Raw genomic sequence first — 23,117 nt, 5'->3', positions numbered from 1 at the left:
CTCCTGTGTAGAGCGCTCGGTTGCTTTCCAGCTTTTTTACCGATGCTCCCTTACTGTGCAGGTGCAATGTGAGCGGATAATTGAAGCCACTTCAGCACTAGTATAACCAGTAGAACCAGTAAAGTAAGCAGGGGAAGGAATGGCTTAACGTAAAGTAAACAAAACGAGCAAGCCTGGATTCTCTTTCAGGCTTGCTCGCTTCTTGCATCGATGTTATTGGGCTGGCACGGGAATGGTCATTTCGAGTTCCTTAATGTATGTTTTATCTCCGTTTTTATATTTCCCGTCGGCTCCCTTGCCTTGACCGACAACACTCCAATTAGAGGGATCGACTGTAAATGTATATGGTTTGATCGTCACATATTGGGGTTTGCTGCCTATAGCACTGTACAGCTCATCAATATGATACTTCGTTCTAGGCTTGCTATGATAGAAGCCGACTCTCCGTTGCTGAAGCGTTTTCCCCTGATCATCTACGATGTCATAATACATCATGGATGGAGCGTACTTTCCTGTCTGCTTGGTAGATGCAGGCACTTGACCTTCGCTGTCTAGCACCAGCCGGGTTGTACGGGAGGCAATATCGAGCTGTTTGACTGTATAACTGAAATCCCCACTCTTTTGGGTTTTATTTGGCTTGATACTCACCATATTACCGTCCTTTTTAACAGGGACTTTAAACTCAAAAGGCTTGCTGATTCTGGTAACCCCTACCTGGATAGTCATTTCAAACTCGTCTGGAAGTGCATCCAACTGATTGTATTCAGCTTCTACGGCGTTCTTTTGAGATACTTTGTCTCCGAACGAGCCAAGGCCTTTAAATGCCTTCCCATCAATCAGAATTTGAGGCCTCTTGATATAGCCCTTCTTTTGATCTTTCTCAGGAACCATATACTTCTTGAGGCTTTTACTGGCCTTGGCATCTACTGGGAGGTACAGGCTCATGACTCCCTCAGGTAAATTTTTGCCTTCACGTTCGATGGAGAAGGACAAGCGTGTGCCATCATAAAACACATCGCCAAGCTTCAGTGTAACCCCGTCCTGCGTTAGGCTCAGATTGGAAGAAGCGGCTTGCGCGGATTTCGCGTCACTAGTGGCTGCTGCAATGGGGGATATGTTTTTTGGTATGGCTGCTCCTGTTCCTATTATCGCGAAAGCGGAAGTTGTAAGTAATACCCGTTTTAGGAATGTTAATTTTAAGTTTGTTTGTTTCATTAGATATGTTCTCCTCTCATGAAATGAAATTCATGTATTGAAAAAATTGGTGATTAGTTATTCAGGGGAATCTTCATTTCGAGTTCCTTGATGTACGTTTTATCTCCTCTTTTATGCTTGCCGTCAGATCCCATGCCTTCACCGACAATACTCCAATCAGCCGGCTTGACGGTCAAGGTGAAAGGCTTAATCGTCACGTATTTTGTATTTGGCTTAAGTGCATTATACAGCTCATCCACATGGTATTTTGTTCTAGGCTTACTGTAGAAATAACCGAATTGGCGTTGCTCAATAACGTTGCCCTGATCATCCACAATATCGTAATACATCATCGTTGGCGCATACTCTCCCGTTTGCTCCGGGGAAGCAGGCACTTCACCTATACTGTCTAGCACTAGCCGAGTCGTTGTTGGGGTGGATTTAAGTTCCTTCACGGTATAACTGAAGCTACCAATGGTTTTTGTCTCATTCGGCTGGACAGCAATCATGGTGTTGTCCACTTTTACCGGAACCTTAAATTCATACAACCCGTCAACACCTGTAACTGAAGTTCTGACCGTCAAATCAAATTCATCTGGCAGGGAGTCTAATTGCATGTATTCCCCTATAACTGAATTATTTTTGCCTGGATCATCCCCAAACGCGAATCGCCGAGAGTCCACTTTTTTGTCATTTATCAGTACTTCTGGACGTTTAAGGTACCCCTTAAGCTGATCCTTCTCAGGCACTTTATGTGCCTTTACCCATTCGTCATCGCTATTTTCAGTTTTGGCATCCATAGGTATATAAGGATTCATAGAGGTTTCCGGCATATTCTCGCCTTGACGCTCAATGGAGAAAGACAGGCGTGTACCGTCATACAGAACATCGCTTAATGTCAACGTAATTCCGTCATGAGTCACACTTTCATTAGGATGACTGAGAATGCCCTTATCTACAGCAGTCTGAATTTCATCCGAGCTCAATCCATAAAAAATACTGCCAATTCCGGGAATTTGCTTGAGTGTGGCTGCCATCGTGGGTGATACAAACCCGGCGCCTACCACTCCTGTCCCTAATATGCCAACTACGGATGCCGCCAGAACAGCCCGTTTTGCAAATTTCGATTTCGTCGTCTTTCTTTGCATGGCTCTTTTTTCAATCTCCTTCATAATTTGATCACTCATACTGCCTCTGGGCATGACTGATTCATTGATCCAATCCTCCAACTGGTCCATTTCGCGTTCATAAGGTGGTGTTGGGCGTTTGTCCATTAACAAGTCCTCCTTTGCTTCTGTGGTCCAGCAGCTTGCGCCGAAGCCGCTCATATTTTTTGCGGATGGTTGCCGACTTCAAACCCATGATGTTGCTAATCTCCTCAAAGCTGTATTGCTCAACAGCCTTCAGTAGCAGAATATGACGCTCTTCCGGTGTAAGATAAGTCAGGAGTTCTTCAATTACGCTTTTATAAGGTGATACTTGGACGATTGGATCTTGTTCCTTGACTTGTTGAACCAGTCTGAGCCAGCGGCTGTGCTTCTTTTTGATGTTCATTAAGTGATGGTAGGCCATTTTGTATAGCCATGCCGAGAAGCTGGTTTGTCTGCTGTATTGATGAAGATTCTCATAGGCTCTGATGAAAATGTCCTGAACAGCGTCCTCTGTGGCTTCATGATTCTTCAAAATATAGAAGCAGTAGGTGTACATCTGCCGCTCGAATTGTCGAATAATGATTTCGTAAGCCTGCTGTTCACCAGCCTTGACGCGCTCTACGGCCAGCTCAATCTGGCTGTGTTTATCCTGTTGATCCCCGGGGATGGTTGCCTGCAAGAGCTCACCTCCTTGTATTTATGTCTATATAACAATCGCAACGGGGCGTTTTGTGACATCATTTTTGTGAAACCTTGATAGGGTATGTATGTTTTGATCACAGCTCGTCCATTTTATCATCTTATGATATTTGGATATGTTCACTTCAACTAACATAGTCGGTTCACGAAATGAACCGTTAGTACGGGGGCTAATGGGCACATTTTAATTGATACGAACAACAACACGGATTTGTGTAGAGAAATGCACGGATATTTAAACGCGTTTGGAGGAACGGCAAAACTATAATAATAAGGAATTTAAATTATGTAAGCGCAATCATTTTGGGTGTTTGCTTGTCATCACAATACAATTGAGGAGGACGAATTGGATGGCTCAAAGGAAGGGCGCATGGCGAAAGGGAACCTTGACCGCCGCGTTGGCAGCAATGCTGGCGATGACGGGGACGACTGGGGGAGTGGCTGCGGAAGACTTGTCCGAACCCACGCTGCAGGCAGAATCATCAATCGCAGTAGAACAGAATCGTAGCGGCAGCATTCAGTTGGAAAAGCTGGATCGCGGACTGGTGGCTGCGGCGACGCAAGAGGGTATATTTTTAAGCTGGCGGTTATTGGCCCAAGAAGTGAACGGCTACAGTTCAACAGGGCTGACAGGAGCGGACTTTAACGTATACCGTGATGGCAAGAAAATCGCAACGGTGACGGACAGCACCAATTATCTGGATAAGGAAGGAACCGGAAATGCGGTGTACAGGGTCGCTTCAGTCGTTAAAGGGAAAGAGAAGGATCGCAGTGCCAAAGTGAAGCCATGGCAGCAGGGTTATTATGAGCTTCCTCTGCAAAAGCCTGCTGATGGCGTAACACCTGCAGGTGAATCCTATACGTATTCGGCCAACGATATGAGTGTGGGGGATGTAGACGGAGACGGCCAATATGAATTTTTTGTAAAATGGGACCCATCTAACTCCAAAGATGTATCTCAGAAGGGGTATACCGGAAATACGTATGTCGATGCGTATACGTTCGAGGGCAAGCTACTGTATCGAATTGACCTCGGTGTGAATATTCGCTCAGGTGCGCACTATACACAGATGATGGTGTATGATTTTGACGGCGATGGCAAAGCCGAGCTGATGTTCAAGACGGCTCCAGGGACCAAAACGATTACTTTTGATAAAAAGGGCAAACCCAAGAAAGAAAAATATATTACCCTGCCCCGTGAGGATCGCAAAGCTGGAATTACACATAAGGATGATTATCGTTTGAGCCGCACGGATTATTATGAGCATGTGGTGAACATGTTTATGAACTGGACGAAGCATGAAGAAGTGGTCAAGGGGCAGTGGCCTGCTACGCTGGAGGAGTGTTTTGGTATTGCTCCAAAATACAGCTACCCGTTATCCCGAAAGGATGCGGAAAGCCTGACGGATTACTTTATGGATGTGTATGCTCCTGCGCGGAGCGACAAAAACAAGCTGAGAGAATTTGAAGGCTTCATTGTGGATGGGCCGGAGTATTTGACCATTTTCAAAGGAAAAACGGGGACTGAGCTGGAGACGATTCGCTATGAGCCAGAGCGCCATGACGACGGTCTTATGTGGGGAGACTATGCTATGGCCCGGATTGAACCTGCTAACCGCGTGGATCGTTTTCTGGCAGGGGTAGCATATCTGGACGGACGTAAACCATATGCCGTATTTGCACGTGGCTATTATACGCGTTCCACCTTGGTCACTTACACGTGGGATGGTCGTCATCTCCAAAAACATTGGATGGTGGACAGTGGTTGGGCGCCAATGACCAATCCGTTTAATGATAGCCCACACGGACGGGATGGAACGGACCCGAAATTCGGCACTTTGACTACACAAGGAGCACATTCGCTGAGTGCGGCAGACGTGGATGGAGATGGCAAAGACGAAATTGTATATGGCTCCGCCACGATTGACCATGATGGTAGCCTACTGTACAGCTCATTTGATGTTATGCCTCCTGAAAGCGCAATTCCGGGCCAAACCGCCAGATTGGGACACGGCGACGCGCTGCATGTGACCGATATTGACCCTGATAGGCCAGGAAAAGAAATCTTTATGGTGCATGAAGGCGGCACCTATGCCCCTTATGGTTATTCGCTGCGGGATGCCAAAACGGGTAAAGTCCTCTACGGTGGATATTCCGGGAAGGATACAGGCCGGGGGATGGTCGGTGACGTAGACCCTGAACAGCGAGGACTGGAGACTTGGGCCATAGGCTTGTGGACCGCTGCGGGCAAACAATTGGATACGAAGATGCCGGGTACCAATATGAGTATCAAATGGGCGGCTGATATGACCACACAAATCGTGAACGGGGCGATCGACGTAACCCCAACCATTGAAGATTGGAAACGAGGCACATTACTAACCGCATCAGGCACCAAAACGAACAATTATACCAAAGGAACGCCATCGTTGGTCGCTGACATTTTCGGAGATTGGCGCGAGGAAATGCTTGTCCGTACAGCGGATAGCTCAGCGATTCGTATCTATTTGAGTACCGAGCCCACAACGCATAAATTGTACACGTTGATGCATGACCCGCAGTATCGTGCGGATGTGGCGCGTCAAAATACCGGCTATAACCAGCCGTCCTACACAAGCTTTTACTTTGCATCCGATATGGATTGGGCGAACGTGCCCATTCCCAAGCTCTACACACCAAGAGCCTTGATGAATGAAGAGAGCAGTGACGAAGCGGATGAGATAGAGGCAACGGAGGTAGATGAAAAAGAAGTCGATGAAATGAAGGTATCTCCGCATCCATCAGTTTAATAGACTTTGAAAAATGGCAAGTCTCTGATGATTTAGAGGCTTGCCATTTTGTATTATTAAAGTTGAAGAGTATAGACGGTTTATCTAAGGTCTGTATGGATGGTTTTTAGAACATCTTCAAAATAGCAATTTGCTGAAAGCAGCGGAGAGGACGAACGATTGCGAAAAAGCGTCAGGGTCGCCTTTGTATCCAGATTTTTACCACTAAGCTATTCAATAAAATCCAGATACAACAGCGATTGGAGCAACGTTCCGTTCGCGGAGCGTTGCAAGAACACCTTTTTTTACACTCACCAGCTACTGCAATGTCGGAGTCGATTCTCTAAATATCGGCTCTGTTCTGATATGCGTAATCTGATAAGGTCTGGAAGGATCTTTGACCCGTGCCAATAGCATCTCAGCCGCCGTAATCCCCATTTCGTTGTTGTAGATATGCACAGTGGATAAATGAGGCTCCACAATCCGGGATTCAGGAGCGTTATCAAACCCAAACACAGCAATATCTTCAGGGATTTTCAAGTTTTTATTTTTGAGCGCTTTCATGACACTGACGGCGATAAAATCATTGGCGCATACGAACGCGGACGGAAGCGCACTCATACCCTCCAATTGCTTATCCATCCAATCCGATTCGGAGAAAAAATTTCGGTCCTGATCAACGATGCAGCAAGATAAATCCACACTTAGGCCTGCTTCGATTAAAGCACGGTTATATCCAACCCACCGCTCGTTGAAGCTTTTGCAATGTTTATAATCCCCAGCAAAACCGATCCGCGCAAATCCACGATCAATCAGGCTTTTGGTAACAAAATAAACGCTATGTTCATTTTCCATCAACAATAAATCCGCTTTCAAATCAGGACAAAAAATGTCCACCGAGCAATCAATAAAGATTGTGGGCAATCCCAAACTCGTAACGAGCTCACTATACTGTGAATCGAACATTTCAATACAAATGATTCCGTCAACCTTGGAGGCTTCAAAATTATTAGGAAGTGTTCCCGCTTGGGTTTCGTTTTCCCGCACAATATGAATCGACAAATTATACCCTTCTGCACTTATTCTTTTTTCCAGCCCACTGATCAGAAAGGAGCCAAAATGCGAGCTGTTCGGCAGATTGCATGTAAACAGGGCAATGTTACCTTGGTTCTTAGGGATGATGCTGTCTGTTTCCACATAGGCAAATTGCTTATATTTGAGTTCGATCGCTTTTTTAATGACCTTGTTCCGAGTATCAGCCGGGATGCTGTCACTACCGTTAATCGCTTTGGAGGCGGTATTTCGGGAGATTCCCAAAGCGTCAGCAATGTCTTGAATGGTGACTTTTTCTTTCTTCATAGACTGGTTCCACCTTCACTTAATAAATGGATTGCCTGAGAGGTACAGTTGCCTCTGCCAGCTCTCCGTTCAGACCTAAAATGTATCCTAAATGTATAATAGTTCGCATAAAATAGCAATGTTGACATTACAAATGACTAAATTATTTTTACATTTGTGAAGTTTGCTTAATAGCCTATATTTATCTTCATCGGATCAAAAAATGAACTGAAATTCAAATTTATATAAGCTGGATAAAAAAATGCTCATTGAAACAGAGAGGGGAGATTAGTGCCGTATAAGTGAAGCGGTCATTGTGAATGGGGAACTTTCATATTTGGATTATTGGGTATGATTATTTTATTTTTTGTTACAAAGATTCAAATTGACAATATTATTTTGGTCAAATGTAAATAATTTATTTTACAAAAGTTATTGACGGATGATAATTTGATTTGGTAAATTGAAGATGAAAATTGTAAGCCTTTTCAAATGTATTATACAGACGGCTATTACAGATGGGGGGAAGGCAAATGGCCAACTTGGCTAAGGCAGCTCAGAGAAATGTCGCACTGGGGGAGCAAAGGACCATTCGCAGTAAATTAGACTATATTCGCAAGAACTATTTTCTTTACGTACTGCTGGCGCCTGCGCTGATTCTTACGATTCTTTTCAAGTATGTTCCGATGTACGGGGCAATTATTGCATTCAAGGATTTTAGCCCGCTCAAGGGGATTTGGGGAAGTGACTGGGTTGGACTGAAATACTTTACTAAATTTTTAGACTCACCCAATTTTACAGATATTTTCTTCAATACGCTGAAACTGAGCTTCTACGGGCTTGTACTCGGGTTTCCTGTACCGATCCTGTTGGCGGTCATGCTGAATCAAATCCGCAAGGCGGGATTGAAAAAGAATATCCAGCTTGTTTTGTACGCTCCTAATTTTATTTCGGTCGTTGTCATTGTGGGTATGCTGTTTATTTTCTTGTCTCCGACAGGGCCCCTGAATCAAATCATTGCATCGGTGACCGGCAACCCTGTGATCTTTATGACAGAGCCTGAATATTTTCGCTGGATTTATATCCTGTCTGGAATTTGGCAGGGGGCGGGGTGGTCTTCAATCATTTATGTAGCTGCGCTAGCTAATGTTGATCCCGAGCTGCATAATGCAGCAAGTCTGGACGGAGCCAACCTGCTTCAGCGCATATGGCATATTGATTTGCCGACGATTAAACCCATTATGGCGATTGTTTTTATCTTGGCAGCAGGAGGAATCATGTCGATCGGGTTTGAGAAGGCGTATCTCATGCAGACATCCATGAATTTGCCTACTTCTGAAATCATTCCTACCTATGTGTATAAAGTCGGCTTGCAATCCGGTAATTACGCCTATTCTGCAGCGGTCGGGCTGTTCAATTCGGTGATTAATGTGGTTTTGCTGCTGACCGTTAACTTTATCGTCAAGAAGCTCAATGAGGGAGAAGGGCTTTATTAGGAAAGGAGCCTCTTTATGCATGTCAAACATTCTAATCTGGACCGCTACATCCTAGGTGTGAATTATATTGTGCTCACTCTAGCTGTATTGATTATCGTAGTTCCCTTAGGTTATATCGTCATAGCATCGTTTATGGACCCGACCGTTTTGTTAAGCAAAGGGCTATCCTTCCGTATTTCGGATTGGAGTGTGGAGGGATATCGGAAAATTTTGTCCAACCCGGCGATGCTCCGTGGATTTGCCAATTCGGTGTTCTATTCTTCATGCTTCGCCTTGATCTCTGTGACGGTTTCGATTTGTGCTGGCTATGCCTTATCGGTGAACAGCTTGGTAGGGCGGAATTTCTTTATGACATTGTTTATCATCACCATGTTTTTCAGTGGAGGGCTGATTCCAACTTACCTGCTGGTCAAAAATTTAGGGATGCTGGATACCGTATGGGCCATTCTTCTTCCCGGTGCAATCAATGTGTGGGATCTGATTTTGGCCCGAACGTTCTTTAAAGGTGTACCCAATGAATTAAAAGAAGCTGCCAACGTGGACGGAGCCTCGGACTGGACCATATTTTTCAGAATCGTGCTCCCGCTATCCAAACCCATTATTTTTGTCATTGCGCTATATGCCTTTGTCGGTCAGTGGAATTCTTATTTTGATGCCATGATTTATCTGGATAATGCACAGCTGCATCCACTTCAATTGGTGCTGAGATCGATCCTGATCCAAAATCAGACGATGCCTGGCATGATTAGTGATCAATTGGCAATGGCAGAACTGAAACGTCTTTCGGAAATGATCAAATATTCATCAATTGTCATCTCCAGTCTTCCGCTACTTGTGATGTATCCCTTTTTCCAAAAGTATTTTGAAAAGGGCGTTATGGTCGGCTCCTTAAAATAAAAGATGCCGGGAACTTCATTTGCTACACGTGCATTTTACCTTTATCCGATGGAGGTCATCCAGATGAAAACAGTCAAAACTGCCTCATTTGCCGCACTGGCGGCGATCTTAGTTCTTTCCGGCTGCGGCAGCAGCAATTCCTCTAATGAGAGCGATGCAACAGATGTGAATGGAAAAGTGACGCTCAACTTTATAACCCAAAGCTCTCCACTCGCTCCGGCAGACCCGAACGACAAGCTGATCAACAAACGGCTGGAAGAAAAAACAGGCATTCATATTCGTTGGAAGAATTTTACCAGTGATCAGTTTGTGGAAAAAAGGAATCTGGCTATTGCCAGCGGTGATTTACCGGATGCAGTGTTCGATGCGGGCTACTCGGATTACGACTTACTCAAGCTGGCCAAAGACGGTGTCATTATTCCGGTGGAGGATTTGATTGAACAACATATGCCGAATTTTAAAAAGGTATTGGAGCAATCCCCGGAATATAAAGCGATGTTGACTGCGCCAGATGGACATATTTATTCCTTTCCGTGGATTGAAGAATTGGGAACAGGAAAAGAAGCGATCCAGTCCGTAGATGATTTGCCGTGGATTAATGTAGAGTGGCTGAACAAGCTGGGCTTGTCCATGCCGACAACAACCGAAGAGCTGAAGCAGGTCTTGATTGCCTTTAAAACAAAGGACCCCAACGGCAACGGGCAGGCGGACGAGATTCCGTTATCGTTTATAGATAAACCCGGCGGCGAGGATTTGGCCTTTTTATACGGGGCGTTTGGGCTTGGAGAGAACTGGGATCATACAGTAGTGACGAACGATGGGAAAGTCGTTTTTACAGCAGCGGATAACGGATATAAGGAAGCCATCAAATATATTCATGATTTATACAAGGAAGGGCTGGTGGACATAGAGTCTTCCCAGCAGGATTGGAACACTTATCTGGCCAAAGGGAAGGATCACCGCTATGGTCTGTACTTTACATGGGATAAGGCTAATATTACAGGCCCGAATAAAAAATACGATCTCATGCCGCCGCTGGCTGGACCGGATGGACGTGTGAATGTTACACGGACGAATGGCATCGGCTTCGATCGCGGGCGCATGGTGATCACCAGTGCTAATAAGAAGCTGGAAGCGACCGCCAAGTGGATTGACCAGCTGTATGATCCGATCCAGTCCATACAGAACAACTGGGGAACTTATGGGGATACGAAGCAGAAAAATATCTTTGAGTATGATGAGGCAAAGGGAATGTTGAAGCATCTGCCGCTGGAAGGCTCGGCTCCGGTGGAAATCAGACAAAAGACGAACATTGGCGGACCGTTAGCTGTATTGGATGAATACTACGGAAAATACACAACCCAGCCAGAAGATGCCACATGGCGATTGGGTTTGCTCAAAAAGGTGATGGTTCCCCATATGCAAGCAGATCATAATTACCCTAAGGTGTTTTTCTCTATAGATGAGCTGGACCGCTTATCGACCATTGAAACCGATCTATTCGCCTACGTTCTCCGCAAACGTACGGAATGGTACCAGAATGGCAAGGTCGAAGAGGAGTGGCCGGAATATTTGCAGGAACTGAACAGTCTGGGATTACAGGAATGGTTGCAAATCAAACAGGCGGGCTATGACAGAAACGCAAGTAAATGATTCTTTTTTCGAGGGAGATGGAATATATGAACGTTGTTAGGCAAGAGAAATACCGCCCATCCTATCACTTTTCACCGAAAAACGGATGGATGAATGATCCGAACGGAATGGTTTATTTTGAAGGACGTTATCATTTGTTTTATCAGCATCATCCATTCGGCACAACGTGGGGTCCTATGCATTGGGGGCATGCGGTCAGTACTGATTTGGTGAACTGGGAGGAGCGGCCGATTGCTTTGGAGCCGGATGGGCTAGGAACGATTTTTTCCGGGAGCGCCGTGGTGGATGAGCGGGATACGTCCGGTTTTTTTGAAGGCAAGCCGGGTTTGGTAGCTATTTTCACTCATCATTATTCGCTTCCAAACACGGATCAGATACGCCAATACCAGAGCCTCGCCTATAGTACAGATTCAGGTGAAAGCTGGATTAAATATGCGGGCAACCCGGTACTGGAGGATGAGCATTGCATTGATTTTCGTGACCCCAAAGTGTTCTGGCATGAGCCTACAGAGCAGTGGGTGATGGTGCTGGCCTGCGGTCAGACGGTTCGAATCTATCATTCTCCGAATCTGAAGGAATGGGTGTTTGCCAGTGAATTTGGACACGGCATCGGTAGCCATGACGGGGTGTGGGAATGTCCGGATTTATTTCCGTTATGGGTTGATGGGGAGAGGTCACAGGTAAAGTGGGTTATGCTCGTAAGTATCGGTGATCATCCGGAGATTCGGGAAGGGTCCAGAACACAGTATTTTACGGGTGAATTTGATGGGACGACATTTGTGGCAGATGTGGAAAGTGAAAAAGTCCGCTGGCTCGATTATGGCAGAGATAACTACGCAGGTGTGTGCTGGTCGGATATCCCGGCAGAGGACGGACGACGCCTGTTTATGGGCTGGATGAGCAACTGGAGATATGCCAATCAGACCCCGACGGAACGCTGGAGAGGTGCCATGTCCATTCCGCGTGAACTCGCACTGGAAACGAGAAAGGGCACAGTGGCACTTATTCAGCGCCCTGTTCGGGAACTGGAGGGATTAAGAACTCCTGTCCTGTCACTCACAGAGCCATCTTGGGAGGAAGTGCGGAACGCATTGTCTGCCCTGCAACTGGATTGCTACGAACTTGTGGCTGAATTTGCAACTACCGGAGACTTTGGCTTTAAGGTGCGGGTATCGGATGAACAAGAGACACTCGTCGGTTATACTTCCGCCGCGCAGGAAGTATACGTCGACCGGACACGGTCAGGCTGTTCGGATTTTCATGAAGACTTTGCAGTCAGACATGGGACCTCACTAGGAATCTTACCAGATCGAATGGACATCCGCCTCTATGTGGATCGCTCGTCTATTGAAGTGTTTTTCGATCGCGGACAGGTAGCCATTACCGATTTAATATTTCCTGACGCAGAAGCTAAGGGGCTTGAAATATTCCCATCGGAAGAGCAGGTAACTTTATTTTCGCTGGAGCTTTATGCGCTGAAATGAGATTTTCTTCATAATCCATACTGGAAGGTAGGAAATTGGCGATGAGGATAAAGCTCACAAACACGCGAACGAACCTGACGGACTGGCAGATTAAAGGACAGGGACATATTGAAGATAACGTTCAGGGGCTGTTGCTAAGATCGGAGCCACAGGAAAATGTGATGGCTATGTCTGCAACCATGTCTGAGGATTTTACTTTTGAAGCAGATGTAATAGTCACAGACCTACAGGCGGATGCTGCCCTAGTATTTCGTTCCAGTAGGGATGGATGGTTTTCCTATATGCTTCAAATTGTGCCGTCCGCTGGGTTGGTGCGGCTACGGGATGCTGCTGGAGATATCGAAAGGCTCAAAGAGGAACGGCCAATAGAATTACAAAAAGGAGATATTTACCATCTCAAGGTGAAGGTGGAAGGTCCTCATCTTAAAGTGTACTGGGATGAAGGCTATCACCCGATTATAGATGTGGTCGATTCGACGTATGCATCAGGATATTTGGGACTGAATGTCTGGAATGGGTCGGCATTATTTCAGAACATTCAAGTCAGTGATATGGATACGAATGTAGGTGAACTGCTTTTGATCCGTGGGAACTGGCAACCGGACCTAAAAGGGCAGAGAGCCGAGGAAACAAGTATGGAAGATGCGCTCAAAATATACGATACCCCAGCTGCTGACCTGGTAATGGAAGGCAGTGTGACGCTGAATTCTTCTCAACCGGGAATGGAAGCAGGACTATTTTTCAGAGGGAATCAGAAGGGAACAGAGGGATATGTTGCTTCTGTGCAAGGTGAGGATCATCAGGTTCGGGTACATCTGAAAAAGGCGAACGGAACGTTGGTTGCAAGCTCGGCGATGACGTATCTGGATACATCGGGCAGTAAACACAGTTTGGAAATCATCGCACATGGAGAGCGGATTCGCGTGTTTGTAGATGGCTACACGCCTGCGGCGATTGACATCGTGGATAACAGTTATTCCAGTGGTTTTATAGGTATAAAGGCAACTGGGGGAACGGCATATTTTCAGGATCTCTACCTTACCCCTGTCTCGAATTACTATACCGAAAAATATCGTCCGCAGTATCATTATTCTCCTGCCAGAGGTTCAGCCAGTGATCCGAACGGATTGGTTTATTTTGAGGGGGAATATCACCTGTTCCATCAGGATGGTGGACAGTGGGCACATGCGGTCAGTCTGGATTTGCTGGATTGGAAAAGGCTTCCCTTGGCATTAAAGTGGAATGATTTGGGCCATATCTGGTCCGGCTCGGCTGTAGCTGATCTCACCAATACTTCCGGCTTGTTCAGCGACTATGGCGGGAAAGGGCTGGTTGCTTATTACACCTCCTATAATCCCGATCAGCCCAGGGGAAACCAGAGAATTGGCCTTGCTTACAGCACAGACCGGGGACGGACATGGCAATACCCAGTAGACCGTTCGATTGTAATAGAAAATCCGGGCCAAAATGAAAACGATCCCGGCAACTGGGATTTTCGTGATCCGAAAGTAGTATGGGATGAAGCGCATCAGCGCTGGATTATGGTCGTGTCGGGAGGTGACCATATTCGTTTCTTTACCTCCGCCAATTTATTAGATTGGAGCTGGACGGATAACTTTGGCTACGGTGCTTATATACGGGGTGGGGTATGGGAGTGCCCTGATTTATTCCCGCTTCCGGTAGACAAAGGCAACACCTCTAAATGGGTACTGATGATTAGCACTGGAGCCAGCACGAACACTCAAGGCTCGGATGCGGAATATTTTATCGGTGAACTGACATCTGATGGAAAATTTCAAAATGATCTTCCGCCGGGGAAGGTGCTGAAAACCGATTGGGGCAAGGAATTCTATGCCTCGATGTCCTTCACCAATGTACCTGGCGGGCGGCGTATCATGCTGGCATGGATGACGAATTGGGACTACCCGTTCAGCTTTCCGACTTCGCCCTGGAAGGGGCAGTTCAGCATCGCGAGAGAGTTATCGCTAAAAACGACCCGTGAAGGTATCCGCTTGATACAGCATCCGATATCCGAACTGACTTCGCTGCGTTCCCATTTATTTTCACTAGACCATGAGAGTATCACGGAATCTTCTCCGAATATACTGGAAGGCTTGAATGCGGGGGCCTATGAGATTGAAGCAGAGTTCGAATTCCCTTCCGTTGGGATGGCATCGACTTTTGGATTTTACGTACGGGAAGGCGGTGAGCAAAGAACTGCAGTCGGCTATAAAACAGATGTACAACAGATGTTTGTAAACCGTGCTGATTCAGGGCTTGCCGATTTCTCTCCCCTGTTTTCAACGTTTCATGAAGCATCGCTGGCACCCGTCGGGAATCGGATTCAAATGCGTATATTTGTGGACGAATCCTCAGTTGAGGTGTTTGGTAATCATGGGGAAGTCGTATTTTCTGATCTCATTTTTCCAGATTCGGCGCGTAGAGGGATGAGCTTCTATACCCAAGGTGGTGAAGTAAAAGTTGTTTCTCTTCGAGTGTATGTGCTACGCAATAGCTGGAGGGTTACAGAGGCTTCACCCATCAGACTGATGATGGATTACACTCAGCTGGAGCTTGCGGAAGGACAGTCCAAACGTTTGTATGCGAGTGTGGAGGACCATTCCGGGAGAAAAGGACATTTGCTGAATTGGGAATCCAGCAATCCCGCAGTCGTCAAGGTGATCGTGTCAAATGAGGGTAGCGCGATCGTTGAGGCACTTTCCCTTGGAGAAGCCGTTGTTACAGCCTCCATCCCGGGAGATACGGTAAGAGCAAGTACCTCTGTTACCGTACACGGCGGGATGTTTTATACCAACCTTTCAGGTTGGAAGCCGGATGTCTCTGCATCCCGCTGGATGGTGACGGCAGATGGTATGCGCGGAAGCTATATCAGCGATGCGAATTATATGGCTTCTGAACAGGCGAAAGATTTTACGTATGAGGCTGATATGAAGCTGCATGGAAATGGGAGTGCTGGTTCCATGATTTTCCGTGCCAACGCGGACGGGTCGAGTGGCTATTATTTGAATTTGGATCCGAACATGAAATCCATTCGCCTTTTTTATAAAAAAGAAGGGCGATTCGAGGAACAACAGGTGCTGACCAAGGTTCCAAGATTTGTACTTCCGGGAGTAACCTATCATATCAAAATCCAAGCAAAAGGATTACGCCTTCGTATAGAGATAGACGATGAACAGGTAATCGACTTGGAAGATGGTACGTTTGCCGCAGGGCATTTTGGCATTAATGTATTTGGAGGGCAAGCTTTTTACCAAAATGTAAGGGTCGAAAAAGTCTGATTTGAATTTCGTATTTTTGAAAGAGAGCTGTATTTTACGAGCTCTCTTTTTTGCGTCTTTTTTAGCCGGAGCCTGCAAATTGCTGGTTAAACGAAGACCTGCAGGAGGGTATAATAAAATATAGTGCTATATAAAGTGCGTATATATGGTGTTACAGCAGGTTTTGATTGATATAACCATTAGACGCTGATCTGGAAGGACGGCTAAGGCAATTGGAGGAATACTTGTGGGGATGATGTTCTCTTTTCTAAAAAAATATCGGGTTCCAGCCATCGCGGCGCTCGTGATGATGTTGCTGGAATTGACGGTAGAGTTATCGCAGCCGTATTTGATCTCCAAAATCATAGATGAGGGCATTCGGCAGCAGGATTTGCCTGTCGTCTGGTTATGGGGCGGTGTACTGGTGGGCAGTGCCGTTATCGCTTTTATGGCAGGGATATCGAGCTCCTTTTTTGCTTCGCATGCAAGTCAGGGTTTTGGCTATGATGTGCGGGAAAAGCTGTATCAAAAGGTGCAATCCTTTTCTTATCCGGTATTCAAACGGTTTGCTACTTCGTCGCTGATTACGCGCCTGACGGGAGATGTCACGCAAGTACAAGATACGGTGTTTATGAGCTTGCGATTTATGACACGGGTTCCGCTGGTGGTCATCGGCAGTATTGTGATGGCCTTGATTGTACATTTTAGGCTTGGGCTGCTACTGGCGGTTATGGCCCCGGTGCTGTTCGTATTTGTGCTGGTGACGATGCGGAGGACTGTCACTTTGTTTAAGGGTGTCCAGCGACGCTTGGATGACGTTAATGGAGTAATTCAGGAGAATCTGACAGGCATTCGGCTTATCCGGGTTTTTGTGCGGATGCAGCATGAAATTGAACGTTTTGCTCATTACGGAAGTGAATTGATGAAAGGGACGGTGTTCGCTCTACGCTGGACAGAAACGACGATGCCGTTCATTTTGTTTACGATGAATGCAGGGATTATTGCAGTACTTTGGTTTGGGCGCGGCCAAATTTCTACTGGAGATGCCAGTGTAGGACAGGTGGTAGCAGTCGTCAATTATTCCCTGCGGACGATTGGAGCTTTGTCTGCCTTATCTGGTATCGTTGTGGTATTTTCCCGGGCAACTGCATCTACAGGGCGGATTCGAGAGGTTTTGGAAACACCTAATGAAGAAGGACGCGAGCTGGAGACTGTTCCCACACAGGACACACGAATTGAGGGACAGGTGGAAATGGATCGGGTGAGCTTTCATTATCCGGGCAGTGATTTGGCTGTATTAAAGGATATATCCTTTAAGGCACGACCGGGTGAGCGAATCGCTATTATGGGAGCTACTGGTTCGGGCAAATCCTCACTTGTACAGTTGATTACACGTCTGTATGAAGAAGATGAAGGTCATGTGCGCTTTGACGGAAAGGACGCTCGTCAAATGGATGGCTCCATACTACGTGAGGCGATTGGCTACGTCCCCCAAGAGGTGCTGCTATTTACCGGCTCGATTCGGGATAATATTGCCTGGGGGCTAGAGCATGCCAGTCTGGAGCAGATTCAGGAAGCCGCGCGCATGGCACAAATCCATCATATGATTGAACGCTTGCCACAAGGCTATGACACCATGCTCGGACAGCGTGGTGTTAATCTGTCCGGCGGACAGAAGCAGCGGCTGTCGATTGCCCGCGCATTGGTGCGTCAGCCGGCAGTGCTGATTCTGGACGACAGCACAAGTGCGCTGGATGTGGGGACGGAAACCGCATTGCTGAATGCACTCGATGGCCTGTCCTGTACGACATTTCTCATCACGCAGAAGATCAGTTCAACTGCATCAGCAGATCAGATTTTACTGCTGGATGAGGGGCGTCTGATAGCTAGTGGAGACCATGAACATCTCATGAATAGCTCAGAACTGTATCGACGTATCTATGAATCACAATACGGAAAGGAGGAGTCGCATGCTCAAGGAACTCATTGAACCGTTCCGTCAGCCTACGCCGGAATCCGGTGTGCTGCGAAACCCGGCAGGTGCTGAGGGGCGAAGCAAGGCCAAAGCGAAGAACTGGTCTGGCACGGTAGGGCGAATATGGGCTTATCTGGCCCGTCGCAAGGCCAAGCTAATGCTGGTCCTATTCATGGTGTTGCTCAGCTCAGGGCTGTCGCTGCTGGCTCCATATCTGGTCGGTGTAGCGGTGGATGATTTTCTCGAAGGTCCGGGTGGGCGTACATGGATTTATTTCCTCGTCGGATTAGGGGCTGTATATCTGCTGAACTCGCTGACCTCCTGGCTGCAAAACATCTGGATGATTGAGATTGCCCAAGAGACAGTATACCGCATGCGTTTCGATCTGTTTTCACATTTGCATCGACTCCCCATTCCTTTCTATGGCAAACGTCAGCAGGGAGAAATCATGAGTCGTATAACCAATGATATTGAAAATGTCAGTTCTACGCTGAACAGCTCGGCTATTCAGATTTTCTCAAGCATATTGACACTAATGGGTACACTCACAGTGATGCTGTGGTTAAGCCCGCTAATGACTCTGCTAACCTTTATCGTAGTGCCATTAATGGCAGCCGGGATGCGCTGGATTACACGCCGCACCGGGCCTTTATATAAGGAACGACAGAAGAACTTGGGCGAACTGAACGGATACATCGAAGAAACGCTGTCCGGTCAGCAGATTATTAAGGCATTTTCACAGGAGAAGAGGGTTATTCGTGATTTTCGTGAGCGTAATGACCGTATTCGGCTGTCAGGTTTCTGGGCACAAACGATTTCAGGCTTTATCCCTAAGCTGATGAACGGACTGAATAATCTCAGCTTTGCTATTGTAGCGGGGATCGGTGGCATTTTGGCCATTCGCGGCTCGATTACGATAGGAACGATTATCGTATTTGTAGAATATGCTCGCCAGTTCACTAGGCCGCTGAACGATTTGGCTAACCAGTGGAATACACTGTTGTCTGCCATTGCCGGCGCTGAGCGCGTATTTGAAATATTGGACGAAGATGAAGAGTCCAAGGATGAACGTGGCGCAGTAAAGCTGAAGCATGTAGAGGGAGCTGTGCGGTTTACGGATGTTTCCTTTGGTTATGATGAGGGCAGCGCTACGCTAGAAGCGATCTCTTTTGAAGCTAAACCTGGTGAGATGATCGCGCTGGTCGGCCCGACCGGAGCAGGAAAAACGACACTGATCCAGCTTCTTTCCAGGTTCTATAGCCCAGACAAGGGAACGATTACACTGGACGGGCGTGACATTACGACCATAGAGCGTGAAAGCTTGCGCTCCCGTATGGCGTTTGTGCTACAGGACACCTTCCTGTTTCAGGGAACCATTCGTGAAAATATCCGCTTCGGCAGGCTGGATGCCACCGATGAGGAGGTTGAACAAGCATCGAAGCTGGCCAACGCCCACTCTTTTATCATGCGGATGAAGGACGGGTACGACAAGGTGCTGGAAGCAAACGGCAGCGGCATCAGTCAAGGTCAAAAGCAGCTGCTGGCAATTGCCCGTGCGATTTTGGCCAACCCTTCCATCCTGGTACTCGACGAGGCGACCAGCAGTATCGACACCATTACCGAGATGAAAATCCAGGAAGGACTGGAACGGCTCATGCAGGGCCGAACAAGTTTCGTTATTGCGCATCGGTTGAATACCATTCGTCAGGCTGACCGGATTTTGGTCTTAAAGGACGGCCGTCTGGACGAGCAAGGCTCCCATGAGGAGTTGCTGGCTCACAAAGGCTTTTATAGTGATTTATATTATGGTCAGTTGAGAAAACAAAGCTCATAAGCTGGCTTGATCAACAGATTTACAGGCATATTTAGAAAGGACTACGCTGGAACTCCTTTTCTAAGTATGCCTTTTTTAAAGCTACGTAACGTTAAATATACCCATACCCCGTAGATGTATGACGGGTTCACCCAAGAAAAGCATCTGCTATATTAGTAGAACAAATAAGAGGTATATTACAAGAGTTCGCAAAAAGGGAGCCTCATGTGTAAGTCCTGCATAAAAAGGTCTCTTTCCGTATTAGCTTGGCTCAATTAGGTTTGTATTTTTATTTACAATGGCTCCTATTTCAACTAAGATGGTTTACACATAGTAAAGGGTTACATAGTGTAAATCGTTGGAGGGGGCTACAAACATGAGCAACTTACCTAAGTCTGCTAAATTTCCACTTTTCATTTTGATGCTGAATCTGTTTATTGCTTTATTGGGTCAAGGCATGGTAATTCCCATTTTGCCTGAATATCTGAAACAATTTAATGCGGCAGGAGCTGCTGCGGGGTATCTTATTGCCGCTTTTGGAGCAGCACAGTTTATTTTTTCACCTCTAGGTGGTCAGCTTTCAGATAGATACGGGCGAAAATCGATGATTATTATTGGTCTGTTTTTAACCGTCATTTCGGATTTGATGTTTGCGGTATCTACGACATTGCCCCTTCTATATATTGCCAGGTTTATTGGGGGGATGGGTATTGGATTAATGGTACCTTCCAATATGGCCTATGTCGCTGATATTACCACTCCTAAACCCGCGTTAAAGGAATGGGGTACTTGGGTGCTTCCATGAATTTGGGGATGGTGCTTGGTCCGGGGCTAGGCGGTATGATCGCTGAGTTTGGTATAAGGGTGCCCTATTTTTTTGCTGGTGGACTTGGACTTGTAGCAACGCTGCTTAGCTTATATATGCCAGAGACACTGCTTAAGGAACAACGAAAATCAGTTGACCAATGGGTCCGACGGGAGCCCATTCGAAAGCAAATCCTGAATTCATTTCGGACGTCCTATTTTCGTTATCTTCTCCTCATATTGATCATGACATTAGGTTTGATGAATTACGAAACGGTGTATGCTCTTTTTGTGGAACGAAAATACGGTTTTGATGCCACTAAAATCTCAATGATCATTACGGTTGGTGCCATAATAGGCATCGTGGTGCAAGTATGGCTACTTGATTATCTCATCAAGAGACTTGGCGAGATGAAGCTCATACGCCTCTCTTTGATTATGACAGCCATTGCTTTACTGTTCATGCTCATTAAGATCAATTTAGGTTATCTGCTGGTGGTATCGGCTCTGTTTTTTGCCTTTAATGCTTTCTTTAAGGCCAACAGTAAGTACAATGATCGCTAACTCGGCTGGAGATCGTCAAGGATATGCCGCCGGACTGAATACGACGTATACCAGCCTAGGCAATATATTGGGACCCATTTTAGCAGGTTTATTGTTTGACAAACACATTCAAATTCCTTATATTTTTGGTGCACTAATCCTTGCATCTGCCCTTTTCTTAACCTTTCAAAAATCAAAAAATGAGAAACGGATGGTTGCTAATGACTGAGAACTGGCACCAGAATTTGAAAAACAAAAATCGGGAAGAACTCATTGCGGCTGCGAAGGAACTTTTTATGAAGCAGAGCTTTCTCAAAGTTAATATTAAGGATGTATGCCATGTGGCCGGTGTAAGTCGGGTTACATTTTATAAGCACTTTCAGTCCATGAACGAACTGATTTTTGAGGTCCAAATGGAAATCCTTGAGAGTATGACCGAATTTGTTAGAAGAGCACCTTCAGCCGAAATGAATGGTAAGCAGATGCTTACTTCGATGCTTGATGCATGGATTGATTATGCTTGGCAACATCCAGATTACATCAAGTTTATTCTATTATTCGATCTACATTACGAAGCTTATGATTCAAATCAAGAACTCAAAGAACAGTACAAAAATTTTGTTAGCCGTGAAAAGGAACAACATTTCCTGATAGATGCTCTGGAAGCTGGAATCCAGGATGGATCATTAAAGTCGGATGCTGAACCCTTAAAGACTGCGCATTTTATCTTCACGTCTATGATGGGTTTACTCCAGAAAATGAGCCTAGCTTCCAAGGAAGATTGGAATAGTGAATTTCAGGATGTACAAATTGCAAACCGATTTGTAGGGATGCTGATTCAGTATTTAAGTCCAGAAAGTGATTAGGTAGGAGTCGCTCACCGTATTCCAAGGGATTTCAGTGTCCGATAAAGCGAAATAGAATAACACGGTTCAGTCTGTTAAACTGTGAAAATAGAACGGGTACATATACGTTGCCATATTAGCTTGATCTATTTCGCGGAGGTGCGGGGATGAACGGAAGTCTGTTTGAGCCAAGACTGCGGGACGGGGATTATATTCCCCGTTTTTTTGCTTACTATTACAAGCAATGGCGTGACTATACGATGTCTTACCACGATCATTATTCCACTGAAATTATGTATATGATTTCTGGTTTGTGCAGGGTAGATGTACAAACTGGAGAAGATACGGAAGAAAGCATTACGCTGCGCAAAGGCGAGTTTATTATGCTGGATGCAGGCATCCCACATCGATTGGTGGTGGAAGGTGAACAACCGTGCCGGATGCTGAATGTAGAGTTTGGATTTAAGGAAGGGGTGAGGGTAGGACCGTCTATCCAACAAATAGCAGCGGAGGAACAGGAGGTCACGGCCTTTATGTCGCGTCCATTCCCTTATCTGGTGCTATCGGACCCGGAAGAGGTATATTATGCGCTGAAAAGTCTCGTGCTGGAGCTGGATCAAAGAAAAGAACAGCCGGGTGCCATGGCAGAAATGCTTTTTATGCAATTGCTAGTACGAATTGCACGTCTGCGGGAAGAGGCAGAGCGCAGCAATACGCAGCAAACAGATGTGTACATCAAGCGATGCATTGAATTTCTCCATCTGAACTATGACCGGGATATTGCAGTCAAGGACATGGCCGCAGCCGTCAATCTGCATCCGGGGTATTTGCATCGAATTTTCAAAAAACATACGGGGCTAACGCTTACCGCGTATTTAACGATGTTGCGAATGGACAAGGCCCGTATGCTGCTTCAGCAAACGGACATTCCCATTCAAGAAATTGCCGATTATGTTGGCGTGGCCAGCAGACAGTATTTTCATATGTTGTTCAAAAAGCACACTGGTCAAACCCCTGTTGAATACCGCTCTGCTGTGGAGCGCGATGTGAGGAACTACGCGGAGGAGGGTGGGAGCTGATCATAAAAAACCTCTGAACCATTACCGATTTAGGTCGGTATGGCTTCAGAGGTCGTATATTTTGAAGCATTATAACAGGTGCTGGGCTTCTTGAGAGCTA

14 protein-coding genes and 1 pseudogene are annotated in these 23,117 nt (G+C 46.2%); 11 read left to right on the top strand and 4 right to left on the bottom strand.

What is annotated here, in order from left to right:
- Positions 1–213: 213 nt before the first annotated feature.
- Genes BN1546_RS06215 through BN1546_RS06205 form a run of 3 tightly spaced genes read right to left on the bottom strand, consistent with a single transcriptional unit; the run spans position 214 to position 3,024 of the window.
- Positions 214–1,215: a DUF5643 domain-containing protein gene (locus tag BN1546_RS06215; protein ID WP_176702324.1), complete on the bottom strand. Its 1,002-nt coding sequence runs from the start codon at positions 1,213–1,215 to the stop codon at positions 214–216.
- A gap of 53 nt (positions 1,216–1,268) precedes the next feature.
- Positions 1,269–2,468: a DUF4179 domain-containing protein gene (locus BN1546_RS06210; protein ID WP_090736557.1), complete on the bottom strand. Its 1,200-nt coding sequence runs from the start codon at positions 2,466–2,468 to the stop codon at positions 1,269–1,271.
- Complete coding sequence (locus BN1546_RS06205) at positions 2,440–3,024, bottom strand: RNA polymerase sigma factor (RefSeq protein WP_013369662.1); 585 nt, start codon at positions 3,022–3,024, stop codon at positions 2,440–2,442. Before BN1546_RS06205 ends, BN1546_RS06210 begins: the two co-directional genes overlap by 29 nt.
- A gap of 370 nt (positions 3,025–3,394) precedes the next feature.
- Here BN1546_RS06205 and BN1546_RS06200 point away from each other — a divergent pair, with 370 nt between their 5' ends.
- Positions 3,395–5,833, top strand: a complete 2,439-nt coding sequence (locus tag BN1546_RS06200; protein ID WP_090736555.1) for a rhamnogalacturonan lyase — start codon at positions 3,395–3,397, stop codon at positions 5,831–5,833.
- Between the two features lie 297 nt (positions 5,834–6,130).
- Here BN1546_RS06200 and BN1546_RS06195 read toward each other — a convergent pair whose 3' ends face one another.
- A complete protein-coding gene (locus BN1546_RS06195) occupies positions 6,131–7,171 on the bottom strand; it encodes a substrate-binding domain-containing protein (RefSeq protein ID WP_090736552.1) in 1,041 nt (346 codons plus the stop codon).
- A gap of 512 nt (positions 7,172–7,683) precedes the next feature.
- Between BN1546_RS06195 and BN1546_RS06190 the strand changes: the two genes are divergently transcribed.
- The 10 genes and pseudogenes from BN1546_RS06190 (at position 7,684) to BN1546_RS06145 (ending at position 23,017) form a co-directional block, all read left to right on the top strand.
- Positions 7,684–8,646 carry an ABC transporter permease gene (locus tag BN1546_RS06190; protein WP_013369665.1) on the top strand — a complete coding sequence of 321 codons (963 nt, stop codon included), beginning with the start codon at positions 7,684–7,686 and terminating at the stop codon, positions 8,644–8,646.
- Positions 8,647–8,661: 15 nt separating this feature from the next.
- Positions 8,662–9,543: a carbohydrate ABC transporter permease gene (locus tag BN1546_RS06185; RefSeq protein ID WP_090736550.1), complete on the top strand. Its 882-nt coding sequence runs from the start codon at positions 8,662–8,664 to the stop codon at positions 9,541–9,543.
- Between the two features lie 63 nt (positions 9,544–9,606).
- Positions 9,607–11,196, top strand: coding sequence for an ABC transporter substrate-binding protein (locus BN1546_RS06180; protein ID WP_040102005.1), 1,590 nt, complete (start codon positions 9,607–9,609; stop codon positions 11,194–11,196).
- Positions 11,197–11,222: 26 nt separating this feature from the next.
- Complete coding sequence (locus tag BN1546_RS06175) at positions 11,223–12,680, top strand: glycoside hydrolase family 32 protein (protein WP_090736547.1); 1,458 nt, start codon at positions 11,223–11,225, stop codon at positions 12,678–12,680.
- 41 nt (positions 12,681–12,721) lie between these two features.
- On the top strand, positions 12,722–15,979 hold the full coding sequence (locus BN1546_RS06170) for a glycoside hydrolase family 32 protein (RefSeq protein WP_090736545.1): 3,258 nt from the start codon (positions 12,722–12,724) through the stop codon (positions 15,977–15,979).
- Between the two features lie 232 nt (positions 15,980–16,211).
- On the top strand, positions 16,212–17,948 hold the full coding sequence (locus tag BN1546_RS06165; protein WP_090739131.1) for an ABC transporter ATP-binding protein: 1,737 nt from the start codon (positions 16,212–16,214) through the stop codon (positions 17,946–17,948).
- Positions 17,929–19,767 (top strand): ABC transporter ATP-binding protein, encoded by a 1,839-nt coding sequence (locus BN1546_RS06160; protein ID WP_090736542.1) that lies wholly within the window; start codon positions 17,929–17,931, stop codon positions 19,765–19,767. The genes BN1546_RS06165 and BN1546_RS06160 overlap by 20 nt, the downstream gene beginning before the upstream one ends.
- A 355-nt stretch (positions 19,768–20,122) precedes the next feature.
- Positions 20,123–21,322: pseudogene (locus BN1546_RS28460) on the top strand (MFS transporter).
- A complete protein-coding gene (locus BN1546_RS06150; protein WP_058711148.1) occupies positions 21,315–21,959 on the top strand; it encodes a TetR/AcrR family transcriptional regulator in 645 nt (214 codons plus the stop codon). The pseudogene BN1546_RS28460 and the gene BN1546_RS06150 overlap by 8 nt, the downstream one beginning before the upstream one ends.
- 146 nt (positions 21,960–22,105) lie before the next feature.
- Complete coding sequence (locus BN1546_RS06145; RefSeq protein ID WP_013369674.1) at positions 22,106–23,017, top strand: helix-turn-helix domain-containing protein; 912 nt, start codon at positions 22,106–22,108, stop codon at positions 23,015–23,017.
- Positions 23,018–23,117 lie beyond the last annotated feature (100 nt).

The organism is Paenibacillus sp. Mc5Re-14, assembly GCF_001049835.1.
GTDB classification, from domain to species: Bacteria; Bacillota; Bacilli; order Paenibacillales; family Paenibacillaceae; genus Paenibacillus; species Paenibacillus polymyxa_C.
This window is presented reverse-complemented; position numbering and strand designations above follow the sequence as displayed.